Annotated in this window: 14 protein-coding genes and 1 tRNA gene; 10 read left to right on the top strand and 5 right to left on the bottom strand. The window is 71.1% G+C overall.

Features of this window, described 5'->3' with window-relative positions; all coding sequences use genetic code 11:
• Window positions 1-13: 13 nt before the first annotated feature.
• A complete protein-coding gene (locus ACZ5C2_RS16250) occupies window positions 14-178 on the top strand; it encodes a hypothetical protein (RefSeq protein ID WP_468790850.1) in 165 nt (54 codons plus the stop codon).
• Window positions 179-541: 363 nt separating this feature from the next.
• On the opposite strand, the gene ACZ5C2_RS16255 is transcribed toward ACZ5C2_RS16250, so the two are convergent.
• Window positions 542-614 (bottom strand) — tRNA-Arg (locus tag ACZ5C2_RS16255).
• Window positions 615-934: 320 nt separating this feature from the next.
• Here ACZ5C2_RS16255 and ACZ5C2_RS16260 point away from each other — a divergent pair.
• The 4 genes from ACZ5C2_RS16260 (at window position 935) to ACZ5C2_RS16275 (ending at window position 6,859) form a co-directional block, all read left to right on the top strand.
• Window positions 935-2,545 (top strand): dynamin family protein, encoded by a 1,611-nt coding sequence (locus tag ACZ5C2_RS16260; protein WP_468790852.1) that lies wholly within the window; start codon window positions 935-937, stop codon window positions 2,543-2,545.
• 3 nt (window positions 2,546-2,548) lie between these two features.
• On the top strand, window positions 2,549-4,429 hold the full coding sequence (locus ACZ5C2_RS16265; RefSeq protein WP_468790854.1) for a YfjP family GTPase: 1,881 nt from the start codon (window positions 2,549-2,551) through the stop codon (window positions 4,427-4,429).
• A 230-nt stretch (window positions 4,430-4,659) separates the two neighbouring features.
• Window positions 4,660-5,130: a single-stranded DNA-binding protein gene (locus ACZ5C2_RS16270; RefSeq protein WP_468790856.1), complete on the top strand. Its 471-nt coding sequence runs from the start codon at window positions 4,660-4,662 to the stop codon at window positions 5,128-5,130.
• Window positions 5,131-5,449: 319 nt separating this feature from the next.
• Complete coding sequence (locus ACZ5C2_RS16275) at window positions 5,450-6,859, top strand: Cys-Gln thioester bond-forming surface protein (RefSeq protein WP_468790858.1); 1,410 nt, start codon at window positions 5,450-5,452, stop codon at window positions 6,857-6,859.
• Window positions 6,860-6,921: 62 nt separating this feature from the next.
• Here ACZ5C2_RS16275 and ACZ5C2_RS16280 read toward each other — a convergent pair whose 3' ends face one another.
• The 4 genes from ACZ5C2_RS16280 to ACZ5C2_RS16295 form a co-directional block, all read right to left on the bottom strand.
• On the bottom strand, window positions 6,922-7,533 hold the full coding sequence (locus tag ACZ5C2_RS16280) for a TetR/AcrR family transcriptional regulator (protein WP_468790860.1): 612 nt from the start codon (window positions 7,531-7,533) through the stop codon (window positions 6,922-6,924).
• 61 nt (window positions 7,534-7,594) lie between these two features.
• Window positions 7,595-8,320 (bottom strand): ABC transporter ATP-binding protein, encoded by a 726-nt coding sequence (locus ACZ5C2_RS16285; protein ID WP_468790862.1) that lies wholly within the window; start codon window positions 8,318-8,320, stop codon window positions 7,595-7,597.
• Window positions 8,317-9,444, bottom strand: a complete 1,128-nt coding sequence (locus ACZ5C2_RS16290; RefSeq protein ID WP_468790864.1) for an ABC transporter permease — start codon at window positions 9,442-9,444, stop codon at window positions 8,317-8,319. Before ACZ5C2_RS16290 ends, ACZ5C2_RS16285 begins: the two co-directional genes overlap by 4 nt.
• 222 nt (window positions 9,445-9,666) lie before the next feature.
• On the bottom strand, window positions 9,667-10,170 hold the full coding sequence (locus tag ACZ5C2_RS16295) for an HAD domain-containing protein (RefSeq protein ID WP_468790866.1): 504 nt from the start codon (window positions 10,168-10,170) through the stop codon (window positions 9,667-9,669).
• 598 nt (window positions 10,171-10,768) lie between these two features.
• Here ACZ5C2_RS16295 and ACZ5C2_RS16300 point away from each other — a divergent pair.
• The 5 genes from ACZ5C2_RS16300 (at window position 10,769) to ACZ5C2_RS16320 (ending at window position 15,105) form a co-directional block, all read left to right on the top strand.
• Complete coding sequence (locus ACZ5C2_RS16300) at window positions 10,769-11,269, top strand: sortase (protein WP_468790868.1); 501 nt, start codon at window positions 10,769-10,771, stop codon at window positions 11,267-11,269.
• 102 nt (window positions 11,270-11,371) lie between these two features.
• Window positions 11,372-12,043 (top strand): class F sortase, encoded by a 672-nt coding sequence (locus tag ACZ5C2_RS16305; RefSeq protein WP_468790870.1) that lies wholly within the window; start codon window positions 11,372-11,374, stop codon window positions 12,041-12,043.
• A 308-nt stretch (window positions 12,044-12,351) separates the two neighbouring features.
• The gene (gene ettA / locus ACZ5C2_RS16310) at window positions 12,352-14,016 is read left to right on the top strand and encodes an energy-dependent translational throttle protein EttA (protein ID WP_468790872.1); all 1,665 of its coding nucleotides are present in this window, start codon (window positions 12,352-12,354) and stop codon (window positions 14,014-14,016) included.
• A gap of 4 nt (window positions 14,017-14,020) precedes the next feature.
• Window positions 14,021-14,443 (top strand): acyl-CoA thioesterase, encoded by a 423-nt coding sequence (locus ACZ5C2_RS16315; RefSeq protein ID WP_468790874.1) that lies wholly within the window; start codon window positions 14,021-14,023, stop codon window positions 14,441-14,443.
• A complete protein-coding gene (locus ACZ5C2_RS16320; RefSeq protein ID WP_468790876.1) occupies window positions 14,440-15,105 on the top strand; it encodes a DUF8185 domain-containing protein in 666 nt (221 codons plus the stop codon). Before ACZ5C2_RS16315 ends, ACZ5C2_RS16320 begins: the two co-directional genes overlap by 4 nt.
• Window positions 15,106-15,212: the final 107 nt, after the last annotated feature.

The raw sequence follows: 15,212 nt of genomic DNA on the forward strand, positions 1-15,212 counted from the left end.
GGCTTCTGCGATCATGGCCAAGCTCACGTCCAACGAGGCGGTCATTCTCTTGGGCTGGCTGGAGCGAGTTCAGATGACGGATCTCAGCCGTCTGGTCGGCGATCCGGCCGCATGGGCCCCGATCTGCACGATCGCGGAAGCGTTGGGCAAAGGCGCTTCTCGGGATCTTCGTCGCTGACTGTGCGGAGCATATGGATGCCAGGAGGGCACCCTCCGAGGGAGACCACCGACAGCTTCGCCGAAGACCAAGACGGCTGAGTCGTCCGTCCTGGCTGTCAGTCCGCTTCCGTGAGAGCCAAGTCGATGGAGAACGCTGACTCTCGGTATTCTCAATCGACTTGGCAGCCCAGCAGTTCAGTGCCCCCTGCCCTCCGGATGCACTGGGACAGGACAAAGCCGGCCGAAGCGCGTGGGCCCATGGGGGAGACGCGGGTGGAGTCGACGGACACCCGGAGGGGCGCGCCGGACGCGTCACACATCGAATCGTCCGTCGGCCCACGCAGACCGAACCGGACCTGGACGGCCCCGGCGGAAGAATGGGCGCCCCCGGCAGGACTCGAACCTGCGGCCAAGCGCTTAGAAGGCGCCTGCTCTATCCACTGAGCTACGGGGGCCGGTGTGACGGCCTGGCGTCATGATGCCCTGGTCGGGCCCGTTCCTGACGTTGCCGGAGACAAGGATAGGGCTCCCGCATCCTTGTCCCTGTCGCCTCGCCTCCGCGGCTCGATGTGGAGGTTCGGTGAAGCGGTCCTGATAATCGCAGGCAGGTACGAATCGTGCACCGTTTTTGGCCTCTGGCGCATCGGGTGTTGTGCACTCGTTATGCCTGGGCCGCGTCCGTGTCGCAGTCGTCCCTTCCATCCCTTGTGTTCTGTCGGCGCGCAGGCATGCTCATATGCTTCAGAATTCCCCTAAAATTGGGCATTCTTCGCATGTGGTGACCTTGGACGTACGGCCTCAGCTGCTCGACGCACTTTCCGCCCTGCGCGACCGTGTCGCCGCCGCACGCTTCCCGCTGCCCCTGGCGGGGGCCGCACGCGCGCGTGCCAACCGCGACGAACTGCTCGCCCAGCTCGACGACTATCTGGTGCCCCGGCTGAGAGATCCCGAAGCGCCCCTGCTGGCCGTCGTGGGAGGATCCACCGGGGCCGGAAAGTCCACGCTGGTGAACTCCCTCGTCGGCCGGCGTGTCAGCGAGGCGGGCGTGCTGCGGCCGACGACACGGACACCGGTGCTCGTCTGCCATCCGGAGGACCACCACTGGTTCAGCGGGATGCGGGTGCTGCCCGACCTCACGCGCGTATGGGTGCCCCACCACCAGGACCCGGCGGACGACCTGCTCCTGCCCGGCGAGAACCCCGCGCGCGTACTGCGCGTCGAGACCACCGATACCCTGCCCCCCGGCCTCGCCCTCCTCGACGCCCCCGACATCGACTCCCTGGTGTCCGACAACCGCGTCCTCGCCGCCGAACTCATCAGCGCCGCGGACATCTGGATCATGGTCACCACCGCCGCCCGCTACGCCGATGCAGTCCCCTGGCACATGCTGCGCACCGCCAAGGAGTACGACGTCAGCCTGGTGACCGTGCTGGACCGGGTGCCCCACCAGGTCGTCTCCGAGGTGTCGCGGCAGTACGGCGCGCTGCTCACCAAGGCCGGACTCGGCCACGTACCCCGATTCACCGTGCCCGAGCTGCCCGAGTCGGCCTGGGGCGGCGGGCTGCTGCCCGCCACCGCCGTGGCGGCGCTGCGCACCTGGCTCGTCCACCAGACGCTGGACCCCGCCGCCCGGCAGGACGTCATGGCCCGCACCGCGTACGGCGTCCTCGACTCCCTCAACGCCCGCCTGCCCCAGCTCGCCGGGGCCGCCGCCGCCCAGTACGCCGCCGCACTGCGGCTCACCGCCGCCATCGAGGGCGCGTACGACAGTGAGCACTCCCGCGTGCGGGGCCGGCTCCAGGCCGGTGCCGTACTCGCCGGGGACGCGCTCAAGAGGTGGCACGCCTTCCCCCTCGACTGCACCCCGGGCGAACTCCTCGACACCCTGGTGGAGAGCCTCGGCGCGCTGCTGCTGTGCGCCGTCGCCGCCGCCGACGAGCGCGTGGACGACGCCTGGCGGCGCGAGCCCGCCGCGGACGCCCCCGAACTCGCCGCCCGTGACGGTGCTCCGGAGAGCGCCGAACACCGGATCGGACTGGCTGTACGGCGCTGGCGGCGCGAGCTCGAGGAGTACGCCGAGGACGAGGTGCGGGAGCTGGACCGCGGCCTCGCACCCGACCCCGAGATGGTCGCCGCGCTGGTCGCCACCGTGCTGCTGGGCGGCCGACGGGCCCGGACCGCCGGCGAGGGTCTCGCCGAGCGGATCGGCGCGCACGGCGCGCTGCGGCTGCGGGACCGCGGCGGACGGCTGCTGGTGGAGCACGTGGACCGGGTCATGCACGCCGAACGTGAACGCCGGCTGGCCCCGCTCGACGCGCTCGAAGTACACGCCGAGCCCCAGCCCGAACTCATCGCCGCGCTGTCCGTACTGCAGAAGGAGAGGTGACCGGTGACCGCCGTCACTGACCAGGACCACACCGAGCACCCGGACCGCCCGGACCGCCCGGACCGCCCGGACCGTCCGGACCGCCCGGACCGCCCGGAGCACCCCGAGCACCTCGGGCATTCCGAGCGTCCTGAGCGCTCCGACCCCGACGCCGAGGGTCCGCCCTGTACGGATGCCGGAAGTCCCTGGGACGACGGGCTGATCGCGCGGCGCGTGAACGGGAGCGCCGGGGAGGAGCAGTGCCGGGTGACGGAGCCGAGGGCATCCACACCGCAGAAGGTGACGCCTCTGGCGTACGGCCCGCAGCTGGGATCGCGGCTCGACGCGCTGCGCGAACTCGTCGGGCTCTCCCGCACCCGGCTCGACAACCGCACCCTCGCACAGGCGGGCCGGATCCTCGACGAGGCCGCCGCGCGGCGCGGACTCTCCGGACAGCACACCGTCGTCGCCCTCGCGGGCGCCACCGGAAGCGGCAAGTCGCAGCTGTTCAACGCGCTGGCCGGGGTACCCATCTCCGAGACCGGCGTACGGCGGCCGACCACCGCCGCGCCCATCGCGTGCAGTTGGAGCGACGGCGCGGCGAGCCTCATCGAACGCCTCGGGATCCCGCCCCGGCTCAGACGGCGCCCCCTCCAGGCGACGGCGGACGCGGACGACCGGCTGCGCGGGCTCGTCCTGGTCGACCTGCCCGACCACGACTCGGCGGCGGTGCAGCACCGTGAGCAGGTGGACCGCGTGCTGGGCCTGGTCGACGCGGTGATCTGGGTCGTCGACCCCGAGAAGTACGCCGACGCCATGCTGCACGAGCGCTATCTGAGGCCCATGGCGGCCCATGCGGAGGTCATGTTCGTCGTCCTCAACCAGATCGACCGGCTGCCCGGGGAGGCCGCCGAGCAGGTCCTGGACGATCTGCGACGACTGCTCGACGAGGACGGCATCGTCCTCGGCGAGTACGGCGAACCCGGCACGACCGTGCTGGCGCTGTCCGCGCTCACCGGCGACGGGGTCGGGGACCTGCGGGAGGCGCTCGGCCGGTTCGTGGCCGAACGCGGTGCCCCGGCCCGCCGGATCTCCGCGGACGTGGACATCACGGCGGCACGGCTGTGGCCCCTGTACGCCACCCGCCGCCGCACCGGGCTGAGCGAGGAGGCGCGCGAGGAGTTCTCCGACCGGCTCGCGGACGCCGTGGGTGCCACCGCGGCGGGCGAGGCGGCCGAACGAGCCTGGCTGCGCAACGCCAACCGTGCGTGCGGCACGCCCTGGTTGCGGCTGTGGCGCTGGTGCCGGCAGCGGAGTGAGCCGTCCACCGGCCGGGTCGCCCTGCGCGGGCAGCCCGACGAGGAGGCCACCGCCCGGCAGCGCGTGGAACAGGCGGTGCGCACGGTGGTCGAGCGCGCGTCGGCCGGGCTGCCGGCACCGTGGGCGCAGGCGGTGCGGGAGGCGGCCGTACGCGGCTCCCAGGGGCTGCCGGAGGCGCTGGACGAACTGGCCGTACGCGCGGGACTGCCCCCTGGGAGGCCGCCGCGGCCCGGATGGTGGCCGGTGGCCGTGCTCGCCCAGGTGTCCATGACGGCCCTTCAGTTCGCGGGCGGACTGTGGCTGCTGGCGCAGATCATCGGGGTCATGGCGCCGAACCTGGGGGTGCCGGTGCTGCTGATGGTGATCGGCATCGTCGGCGGGCCGATCGTCGAATGGAGCTGCCGGATGGCCGCCCGGGGGCCCGCCCGGCGGTACGGACTGGAGGCGGAGAGACTGCTGCGGGAAGCGGCCTCCGGCTGCGGGCGGGCCCGCGTCCTCGACCCGGTGGCGGCGGAACTCCTGCGGTACCGGGAGGTGCGCGAGCAGTACGGGCGGGTCGTGGGGGTGGTGGCCGGAAGGAGCTGAGCCCCGGCCCATGGCGGAACCCCTCCTTCGGGTGGCGGAGATGTCCACAGGCCGGAGGCCGTCCACAGCGCTCGGCGGGCCCGGCCCGACGGCGGCAGTCTGGCTCCACGGCGATCGCGGAACGGTCCGCGGCCGTCGCGCCGGAAGGCAGCCGTACGGGACGGGCCCGTACGCGTATCCGCACCCGCAGGCACGGGAGCCGGCGGGCGTGGGCGAGGGAGGCAGACGTGATGAACGAGACGATGGTGTGCGTGGTGGGGAACGTGGCGACACGGCCGGTGTACCGGGAGACGGCCTCAGGCCCGGCGGCGAGGTTCCGGGTGGCGGTCACCTCCCGGTACTGGGACCGGGAGAAGAGCGCCTGGGCGGACGGACACACCAACTTCTTCACGGTGTGGGCCAATCGCCAGCTCGCCACCAACACCGCGGCCTCCCTGTCGGTGGGCGAGCCGGTGATCGTCCAGGGTCGGCTGAAAGTGCGTACGGAGACGCGTGAGGGGCAGCAGGGCTGGATGTCGGCGGATATCGACGCGGTGGCGATCGGCCACGACCTCACCCGGGGAACGGCAGCCTTCCGCCGCGCGCCCCGGCCGGAGCGGACGGCCGTCCCAGAACCCAACTGGGAAACCACGCCGGGAGATTCGCCCTCGTCCGACGAGGTGGCGCCCCCACCACGTCCGGAGCCGGTTGCCGTGACGTGACGTGACGTGACCTCACATGACCTCACATGACGTCATGTCAGTCGACCGTGCCGGCGTTCGCGACCGCCGTCGGCCGAACTGAGGCTTATCGGCAGGTGCATACCGAATCCATCCCGGGTGGATTTGTCGATAAGCCTTGCTCGCGGGGGCCGGGCGATAACGATTCCGAGTCGGATCACTCCCTCCGGCACGATCACCGGCAAGCGCTGTCCGTCGTCTCCTTAGGATGCCGTGACGGCTCCAGGGCTCCTGGGGCCATAGATTTTGCTGGTGGGACCATCTCTCCCGCGCCAACGGGTCCTGCTCGGAAGGGAATTAGGTGTCTGTTTCGTTCTCCGCGTGGACCCCGCGCGGACGTGGGTCGGCCCGCCTCGCGGCGGGAACGCTGGCGTCCGGACTGGCCGTTGCCACCGTGCTGGCGGGTGCCGGGACGGCGGCCGCCGACGGCGACGGGACGGCACCGGGGCACAGCGGAGCCGCGGCGGCCATAGGCGGACTCAAGACATACGGTGCGGCCGTCATACGCGGCGCCGCCGGGGACACGCAGGTGTCGGCGGGCCTGTTCGAGATGTCCGTCGAGGGCGGCGGCATGCTGCAGACGTACTGCGTCGACGTCCACACGCCCACGCAGAAGGACGCCAAGTACCACGAGACCGCCTGGAGCGGCACCTCGCTGGGCATCAACGAGGACGCCGGCCGGATCCGCTGGATCCTGCAGAACTCCTACCCGCAGGTGAACGACCTCGCGGCACTCGCGGAGAAGGCGGGCGTCCGCGGCCGGCTCACCGAGGAGGACGCCGCAGCCGGCACCCAGGTGGCCATCTGGCGCTACTCCGACGACGTGGACGTGGACGCCGTCGACCCCCAGGCCGAGCAGCTCGCCGACTATCTGCAGGACAACGCCCGCGACCGGTCCGAGCCCAGGGCCTCACTGACCCTGGACCCGCCGGCCGTCTCCGGCCGCCCGGGCGAGCGGGTCGGCCCGGTGACGGTCCGAACCGACGCACGCAGCGTGACGGTCACCCCGCCGGCCGACGCCGCGACGGCCGGAGTGCGGATCGTCGACGAGAAGGGCGAGCCCGTCACCACCGCCACCGACGGCAGCGAGATCTTCTTCGACGTGCCGGAGGACGAGGCGGCGGACACCGTCGAGCTCACCGCCCAGGCATCCACGACCGTGCCGGTCGGCCGCGCCTTCGTCTCCGAGAGCCGCAGCCAGACACAGATCCTGGCCGGATCCAGTGAGTCGACCGTCTCGGCGACGGCGAGCGCCACCTGGGCGGAGAAGGGCGCGATACCCGCCCTGTCGGCCCGCGAGAACTGCGCCAAGGGAGGCGTGGACCTCACGGTCAGCAACCCGGGCGACGAGCCGTTCACCTTCGAACTGTCGGGCTCGGAGTACACCGTCGCGGCCGGCGCGTCCGACACGGTGACGGTCCCGCTGAACGAGGACCAGCCGTACGACTTCACGGTCGAGGGCCCGTCCGGCTTCCAGCAGCGCTTCACCGGCATGCTGGACTGCCGCACCCGCGCCGCCGAGGTGGGCACCACCACCCAGACCCTCGCCACCCCGACCCCCCTGGCCGGGACCCCCACGGACACCAACCTCGCCGAAACCGGCACCTCCGACGCCACCCCGTGGATCGCCGGCACCGCGATAGCCCTGGTCGTCCTCGGCGGAGCGGGCCTGGTCATCACCCGCCAGCGGCAGACCCCCTCCGGCGGCTGAGGGACATCCGCGATGCCGGGCCCACCACCCGGCTCGGGTCGGCCCGGCGGGCGGGAAAGGGTTCAGTCGCCCTCCGGCCGGTCGTGGACCGTGCCTTCGGCCGGAGACAGACAGCGGCGTACCAATGCGAGGGTGCGCTCCGTCACGGTCTCGAGCGGGGTGCCGCGGTCCACGGCGGAGAGGGCCGTGTGCAGCATCCCGGCGATCAGGTCAGCCGTGAGTTCGGCATCGGGAACGCCGGCTTCCCCGACGGCGGCGCGGAACGGTGCAACCTGCTCCAGGTGGAGTGTCATCAGCCATTCCTGGCACGCGGGATGGAGCTCGGCGCTCATGAGAGCGGCCGCGGGCCGGTGCGCGCCCTCGGCTCCCAGGCGCAGACTCTCCGTGAAGAAGGCCTCGACGCGCTCGATGGGGCCGTCCGCCGCGGCCATGGCGTCGGCGAGCGCCTCGTTCGACCGCCGGTAGGCCTCTTGCATGATGACGACCAGCAGGTCCGCGGTGGAATCGAAGTACTGGTACACGCTGGAGCGGGCCAGGCCGGCCCGTGCGCCGACCGCGGCCGGAGTGACGGCGGCGGCGCCCTCGTTCACCAGGATGTGGATCGCCGCCCCGATCAGCGCCTCGCGCTGCTGGGCACGGTGCTCGGCGACGGTGGAGGCGTTGATCTTCGGCATGCGGGGCGGACTCCGGGGTGGCGAGCGGGGACGGGAGCGACGAGCCGGCCCACGGCCCCGGTCAGGACAGGCGACCGTCGACCATCTCGTACACCCGGTCGGCAGCGTCCATTATCGCCGTGTCGTGGGTGACCATGACCGTCGCCGTGCCCTGCTCATGGGTCTGCTCGGCGATCAGCCGCACGGCCTCGGCCGAACGCACACGGTCCAGCGCGGAGGTGGGTTCGTCCACCAGCAGGACGGCCGGGGAGGTCATCAGGGCGCGTGCGAGGCCCGCTCGCTGGCGTTCTCCTCCGGACAGCTGGTGCGGCCGGGCGCCGGCGCGGCGCGAGAGCCCGACCGCCTCGATGAGTTCGTCCGCCCGGGCCCGGCCCGCCGAGTCGAGGCGTCCGTCGATGTGCAGCGGCAGCAGGAGCTGCTCCCTGACGGTCAGCGAGGCCAGCAGATTCGACTGCTGGAACACGAAGCCGATATGACGCCGGCGGGCGGCGGTGCGCATCTTGTCCGACAGTGCGGTCAGTTCGGTGCCGGCGATCCGGACCGTGCCCGAGGTGGGCTGCTGAAGGCCGCCGGCGACGGCGAGGAGGCTGGACTTACCGGAACCCGAGGGGCCGACCACGGCGACGAACTCCCCGGGAGCGACGGTCAGGGAGACGTGGTCGAGGGCCGTCACAGCGGTGTCACCGTCGCCCAGGGTGAGGGTGACGTCCAGCAGGTGCAGTCCACCGGAGCCTGCGGCGTCCGAGGCGTCCGAGGAGGCCCGGTGGTCGGTGGCGGACGTGGTCATCGGGTGGCTCCCAGAGCGGTCAGGGGGTCGACGGCGGTGATGCGGCGGACGGCGACGACGGCGCCCACGATTCCGAACCCGATGAGGAGGCCGGAGGAGGTGGCGATGGCGGGGGCGGAGAGGGAGAACGGCGCCTTGCCGATCATCGCGCTCCCCAGGGCCAGGCCGACGGCGGTTCCGACGGCCGTGGCACCGACGAGTACGGCGACGACCTGTGCGAGCGCGTCGCGCAGCACGTACCCGGTCGGTGCGCCAAGTGCCTTCAGCAGGGCGATCTCGGGCTTGCGCTGCACCGTCCAGACGGTGAAGAAGGCGCCGATGACCAGGGCGGAGATGGCGTACAGGAAGCCCTTGATCAGGGCCATGGTGCTCGACTCGGCCGTGTAGCCCGGGGACGCGTCGAAGGCCGCCTCCTGGGTGTCGGCACGGGTGCCGGTCGCCTTCTCCACGGCTGCCGTGTCGGCACCGTCCTTCAGGGTCAGGGCGACGGCCGTGGCCTGCTCCCGTGCGGCCTCGGGCAGCTCGCCCGGCAGGCCGTAGTGCAGATGGCGCCAGGTGTCGAGGTCGGTGTAGGCGACGCCGATGTGGCCGTAGGAGATGGTGTCGTCGACCAGACCGACGACCTTCAGCGGCACCTCGCTCTTGTCCGCGGTGAGGACGTCTCCGACCTCCACGCCCAGATCGGCGATCTCCCGGGTGATGACGATGCCCGCGCTGCCGTCCTTCAGGCTCTTGCCCTCGGTGGGCTCGGGGGCCAGTGGGGAGTCCGGGGCCATGCCGAATACGGCGAGGTTGACCTGCTCCCCCTTCTCGGCGCCCTGGGTCACCTGGGCGTTGGCCAGGGTGTTCCCGAACGGCTCCGCCCGCTCCACACCCGAGGCCTCGGACCAGGCCTGCCAGTCCTCCTGCTCCACGGTCGAGCGGGAGAACTGCTCGCTGGTCGCCTTCTCGTCGAAGGCCAGGTGGGTGACGGGCAGCGCGCGCAGACCGGATATGCCGGCGTCCGCGAGGCCGGAGGCGAGTCCGGACAGCAGCACGCCGAGTACGGCGATGAGCGCGACCACCGCACCCATCAGGGCGAAGCGACCGCGAGCGAAACGCAGATCGCGTAGGGCGAGAAACACGAGAACTCCGAGCGGCGAGGGCGACGAGGGAGGCAAGGGACGCAAGGGACGCAAGGGATGCAAAGGGGCACGGCGGCAGGACGCCCGCGATCCTTTGCTGAATCTTGACGACTTGCGTGTCGGTATCCTACGGGACGTTGCCGACACGCGTGTCGACTCCCCGGGCTTCGGAGTGCGGTGCCCGGCAGACGGCCATGCGGTCGACCGACGGCCCCCGGCGGCTCATCCCGGCGCGACGGCATCGAGCCAGTCGGCGAGCGCGTGGAAGTCGGAGTCTCCGAGTCCCTTGCCCGGGTCGACGTGATGAAGCAGTGACGGCCCGGGGTGGGCGGCAGCGACCCACTGACGGTCCATGGCGCCCATCTCGTCGTCGACCCAGATGAAGGGGCGGCCGTTGGCCCACTCGACGAGGGGGCGGGTCTTCCAGTGCAGGCCCCGTGGGCCTTGCCCGGCACCGGTCTCCGGCCACGCCACCACGGGCAGCCTCGGTAGGCCGATGCGCGGGGCGACGACCTCGTTCGCCTCCTCCATCCAGGTCGTCGCCCATACGACAGGGCAGTTCAGAGCCAGGAGGCGCGCCCCGACCCCGGGGTCAAGCCGGGCCAGTAGTGGGTTCCCCCGCGCGGTGGGCATCGAGGCGGAGGCAGTACCGGTCGGCAACCCGAACGGGATCAGTGGGCCATCGACGTCGAGGAAGAGGAGAGGGCGCTCCACTGCGCTGGTCACGGCGGCACGATAGCCCGGCGTGGTGGGGGTGAGGCACCCCCGAGCCGGGCGTCCTGGGAGGTGCGAGGGCGCCCGAGGCCGACCAATGGTGACCAGTGACAGTCGGACCCGCGAGCGGGTGCATTCCGTGCTCGCGGGCGGGCGGCGCGGTACTGCCACGCATCGAGCGACGGCCGTGCACACCTCGTCGCGTGCAGCGCCCACCGCGTCGAACGGGACGGCAGCCGATCCGCGGCTCGCTTCGACGTGCTCGCCCCACCGCGGTGGAAGCGGGAAACAACCGACCTGACCGCTTCACCGTCACCCGCCGGGCAGGGACGGGGACCACGGCGGCGGCAGCCGCGCGCGTCCCGCCCATCAAGATCACGCAGCGGACGGGCGCCGGCCCTCCGTCACCCGTGCGGGAGGATTTCCCATCCCGCGCTCAGGGCCTCTCACCTGCGCCGATGATCGAAAGAGTGCGTTGACGAGCGTGGCCGGGTGATCCATCCGTCCGTATCCGCGTTGCGGCCCTGACGGTCTGTCGGTTTTCTCGTGAGCGAAGCACAACGACAGTGCCGCGCATTCCGCCCGGCCACTGCTCTCCCGGAGGAGTTCCATGCGTATCAAGTGTGCAGGCGTCGGTATCGGTCTGGTTCTCGGTGCCGTCGCTCTGTCGAGCCCAGCCGTTGCAGCCACGAGCGGCCCCGCCAGTGACCCGGACATCCGCTTCAGCACGAGACACGCCGCCCCGGGCGCCACCGTCAGCGTCAGCACCACAGCCTGCGGGTCGGAGACCTACGGCAAGGGTGAGTCCGAGGCAGGGGGCAAGTTCCACCTCCTGCCGGGTGACCGCAAGGGTGTACTGGCCGGCGAATTCCAGGTGCCGAGCGGCACCGAGACCGGTACGTACACGGTCACCCTGAAGTGCCCGCCCCGCGTCAAAGTCACGGGCACGTTCCGGGTCGGCACCGGCAACCCCAGCGGAGCGGTCGAGGCCGGTTTCGGAGCCGACAACGACAACGGCACACAGCTTGCCCTGGGTGCGGTGCTGCTCGCCGGAGCCGTCGCCGGAAGCGTGTTCAGGATGCGCCGCCGCCCGGCTGCCGTCCGCACCTGACGCTCCGCTCCATCGGTTGGGCCTCGGGTCCGTGACGGTCCGAAGGCTCGATTCGCACCCCGTACTCCTCCATGTCGGCCCCGGAGCGGAGGCGTCAGAGCCATGGCACCCGGCGACGAGTCCGGCGATCCTTCTCCCTCGTTCACACCCTCCGTCAAGTTGCTCGCCTGCACCCTGCTGACGGGCTTGCTGCTGGTCATCACGGCGCTCCGGGGCGGAGAGCCTCCGCAGCCCTCGGCCGCGCAGTCCTTCGCCCCCTCCCCGCGGCCCGGTGCCAGCAGCACCGCCCCGGCAGCCTCCCCCTCGGTGCAGGCGCTGCCCCCGTCCGTTCCGGTCCGGCTGCGGGTCCCCGTCATCGGCGTGGACGCCCCGATGACGGAACTGACCCTCGACGAGACAGGGGCACTGCGCCCGCCACCGGCGGACATGCCGGCCTTCGCCGGTTGGTACGGCGACGGCACGGCTCCCGGCTCGGTGGGGACGGCCATCACGGCGGGCCATGTCGACACGAGGGAAGGCCCCGGGGTCTTCTACCGACTCGGGGCACTGACCAAGGGCGACACCATCGAGATCACCCGGGCGGACCGGCGAACGGCAGTCTTCACGGTCGACGCCGTGGAGCTCTACGCCAAGGACGCCTTTCCGGACGAAAAGGTCTACGGCGGTTCCGACGGGCCCGAACTGCGCGTGATCACCTGTGGGGGTGAGTACGCCGAAGGAGAGGGCTACCAGGGGAATGTGGTGGTCTACGCGACGCTGACCGCAGTGACGTGACCACACCCGGCCGGCCCGTTCGTCAGGCCCCGCCCCGGGCGGCGGACGTGCTGCCCCGGCGCACCCGTGCGAGCCGTGAGCCCCGGACCTGACGCACCTGCCGGTCGACGTGGAGCCGTCTGCGGGCCCTGCGTGGGCCACCGAAAGGGCCCTTCGGCGGCCGGTGGTGTCCGGCGACCTGTGGTGGCCACCCGCGAAAGCGCACGTGGGAGGCGCCGCGCCCGACGCGTTTCCGCCCAGGGGTGGCGGTGCGGCAAGATGGGGTGTATCTGCCCACTGCCAGATTTCAAGCTGCCGGACGGTTTCTCTTGGCTGAGTACATTTACACCATGCGCAAGGCGCGTAAAGCGCACGGCGACAAGGTGATCCTCGACGATGTCACCCTGAGCTTCCTGCCGGGAGCGAAGATCGGCGTCGTCGGTCCGAACGGCGCCGGCAAGTCGACGGTCCTGAAGATCATGGCGGGGCTCGAACAGCCGTCGAACGGCGATGCGTTCCTCACTCCCGGTTACACGGTGGGCATCCTGCTGCAGGAGCCCCCGCTGAACGAGGACAAGACGGTCCTGGAGAACGTCCAGGAGGGTGTCGCCGAGGTCAAGGGCAAGCTCGACCGGTTCAACGAGATCGCCGAGCAGATGGCGACCGAGTACACCGACGCGCTCATGGACGAGATGGGCAAGCTGCAGGAGCAGCTCGACCACGCCAATGCCTGGGACCTCGACGCCCAGCTGGAGCAGGCCATGGACGCCCTGGGCTGCCCGCCCGGCGACTGGCCGGTCGCCAACCTCTCCGGTGGCGAGAAGCGCCGTGTGGCGCTGTGCAAGCTGCTGCTGGAGGCGCCCGACCTGCTGCTGCTCGACGAGCCCACCAACCACCTCGACGCCGAGTCGGTGAACTGGCTGGAGCAGCACCTCGCCAAGTACGAGGGCACGGTCGTCGCCGTGACCCACGACCGGTACTTCCTGGACAATGTCGCCGGGTGGATCTGCGAGGTCGACCGCGGCCGGCTGCATGGCTACGAGGGCAACTACTCCAAGTACCTGGAGACCAAGGCCACCCGCCTCAAGGTCGAGGGCGCCAAGGACGCCAAGCGGCAGAAGCGGCTCAAGGACGAACTCGAGTGGGTGCGGTCCAACGCCAAGGGGCGGCAGGCCAAGTCCAAGGCGCGACTCGCCCGGTACGAGGAGATGGCCGCCGAGGCGGACAAGATGCGGAAGCTGGACTTCGAGGAGATCCAGATCCCGCCGGGCCCGCGCCTGGGCAGCGTGGTCGTCGAGATCAACAACCTCAGCAAGGGCTTCGGCGACAAGGTCCTCATCGACGACCTCAGCTTCACGTTGCCGCGCAACGGCATCGTCGGGGTCATCGGACCGAACGGCGCGGGCAAGACCACGCTGTTCAAGATGATCCAGGGCCTGGAGGAGCCGGACTCCGGTTCCATCAAGGTCGGCGACACCGTCAAGATCTCCTACGTCGACCAGAGCCGCGAGAACATCGACCCCAAGAAGACCCTGTGGGCGGTCGTCTCCGACGAACTCGACTACATCAACGTCGGTCAGGTCGAGATGCCCTCGCGGGCGTACGTCTCCGCGTTCGGGTTCAAGGGCCCTGACCAGCAGAAGCCCGCGGGCGTCCTCTCCGGCGGTGAGCGCAACCGGCTGAACCTCGCGCTCACCCTCAAGCAGGGCGGCAACCTGCTGCTCCTCGACGAGCCGACCAACGACCTCGACGTCGAGACGCTCGGCAGCCTCGAGAACGCGCTGCTCGAGTTCCCCGGGTGCGCCGTGGTCGTCTCCCACGACCGGTGGTTCCTGGACCGTGTCGCCACGCACATCCTCGCCTACGAGGGCGACTCCAAGTGGTTCTGGTTCGAGGGCAACTTCGAGTCGTACGAGAAGAACAAGATCGAGCGGCTCGGCCCGGACGCGGCGCGTCCGCACCGTGCCACCTACAAGAAGCTGACCCGGGGCTGATCTCTTGCGGCACATCTACCGCTGCCCGCTGCGCTGGGCGGACATGGACGCGTACGGCCACGTCAACAACGTGGTGTTCCTCCGCTACCTGGAGGAAGCACGTATCGACTTCCTGTTCCGCCCGGAGAAGGACTTCCAGCAGGGGTCCGTGGTGGCGCGCCACGAGATCGACTACAAGCGGCAGCTCGTCCACCGGCACCACCCGGTCGACATCGAGCTGTGGGTCACGGAGATCAGGGCCGCCTCCTTCACCCTCACCTACGAGGTGAAGGACGACGATCTCGTCTACGTGCGCGCGTCGACGGTGATCGTGCCGTTCGACTTCGAGGCGCAGCGTCCGCGTCGTATTACCGCGGAGGAGCGCGAGTTCCTCCGGGAGTACACGGACGACTCCGCCGACGAAAAGGAGGAGGCCGTCGCCGCATGACGGTGCTCCATCTCGCCGATGAAGGGGAGGCCGCGGACCTCGCGGCCTTCCTCTCCCGGCTGCTGCACTACGACCGTTCCGCCGCGGTGCGGCTGCAGGCGGCCGGTACGGCGCTCGCCGTCTTCGGCCGGCCGCCCTCGTTCGAGGTGCTCGCCATCCGCGCCGTACGGCTGGTGAAGCCGTACGAGAACGGGCTGGACGTCAGGCTGGACGAGACCGTGTCCGCGGGTGAGCTGCTGGAAACGGTGGACGAGTCCGCCGCCACAGCGGCCGTACCGGGTGCGGTGACCGGGCCGCCGTGGGCCGGTGTGCTGCCCCCGCGCGGCGGCTGGCGGGCCGAGCCAGGGTTGCCGGAGCCCGGTGAGCTGCGGGGGCTCGTGGCGGCTTCGGTCGCGGAATTCCGGTCCCGTACGGAGGAGTTGGCGCCGGACTCGCGTACGCGCGCCGCGCTCGACCAGGTCGGGCGGGAGATCTGGTCCCGTACGGTCGGGGAGACGGGGCTTCCGGTGCGGGCGGTGCATGCCGCTCAGTCGCTGGGGTTTCTGCGGGGTGCCGAGCAGAGTCTGTTGTCGTCGGGGGCGTGGCTTCGGCTGCGTACGCGTTATGGGTCGGTCGCCGTGCGGCGGGCGGGTGTGGGTGCGCTGGGTATCAGCGTGCGGTGAATCCGGGGTGGGAGGTTTTCGCCCCCGCCGCCCCTTCCGTGCCTCCCCGTCCCCGTCCCCGTCCCCGTCCCTTCCCTTTCCTTCCCTTCCCGTCCCGTCCCGTCTCC

The organism is Streptomyces sp. NPDC031365 (assembly GCF_055569765.1).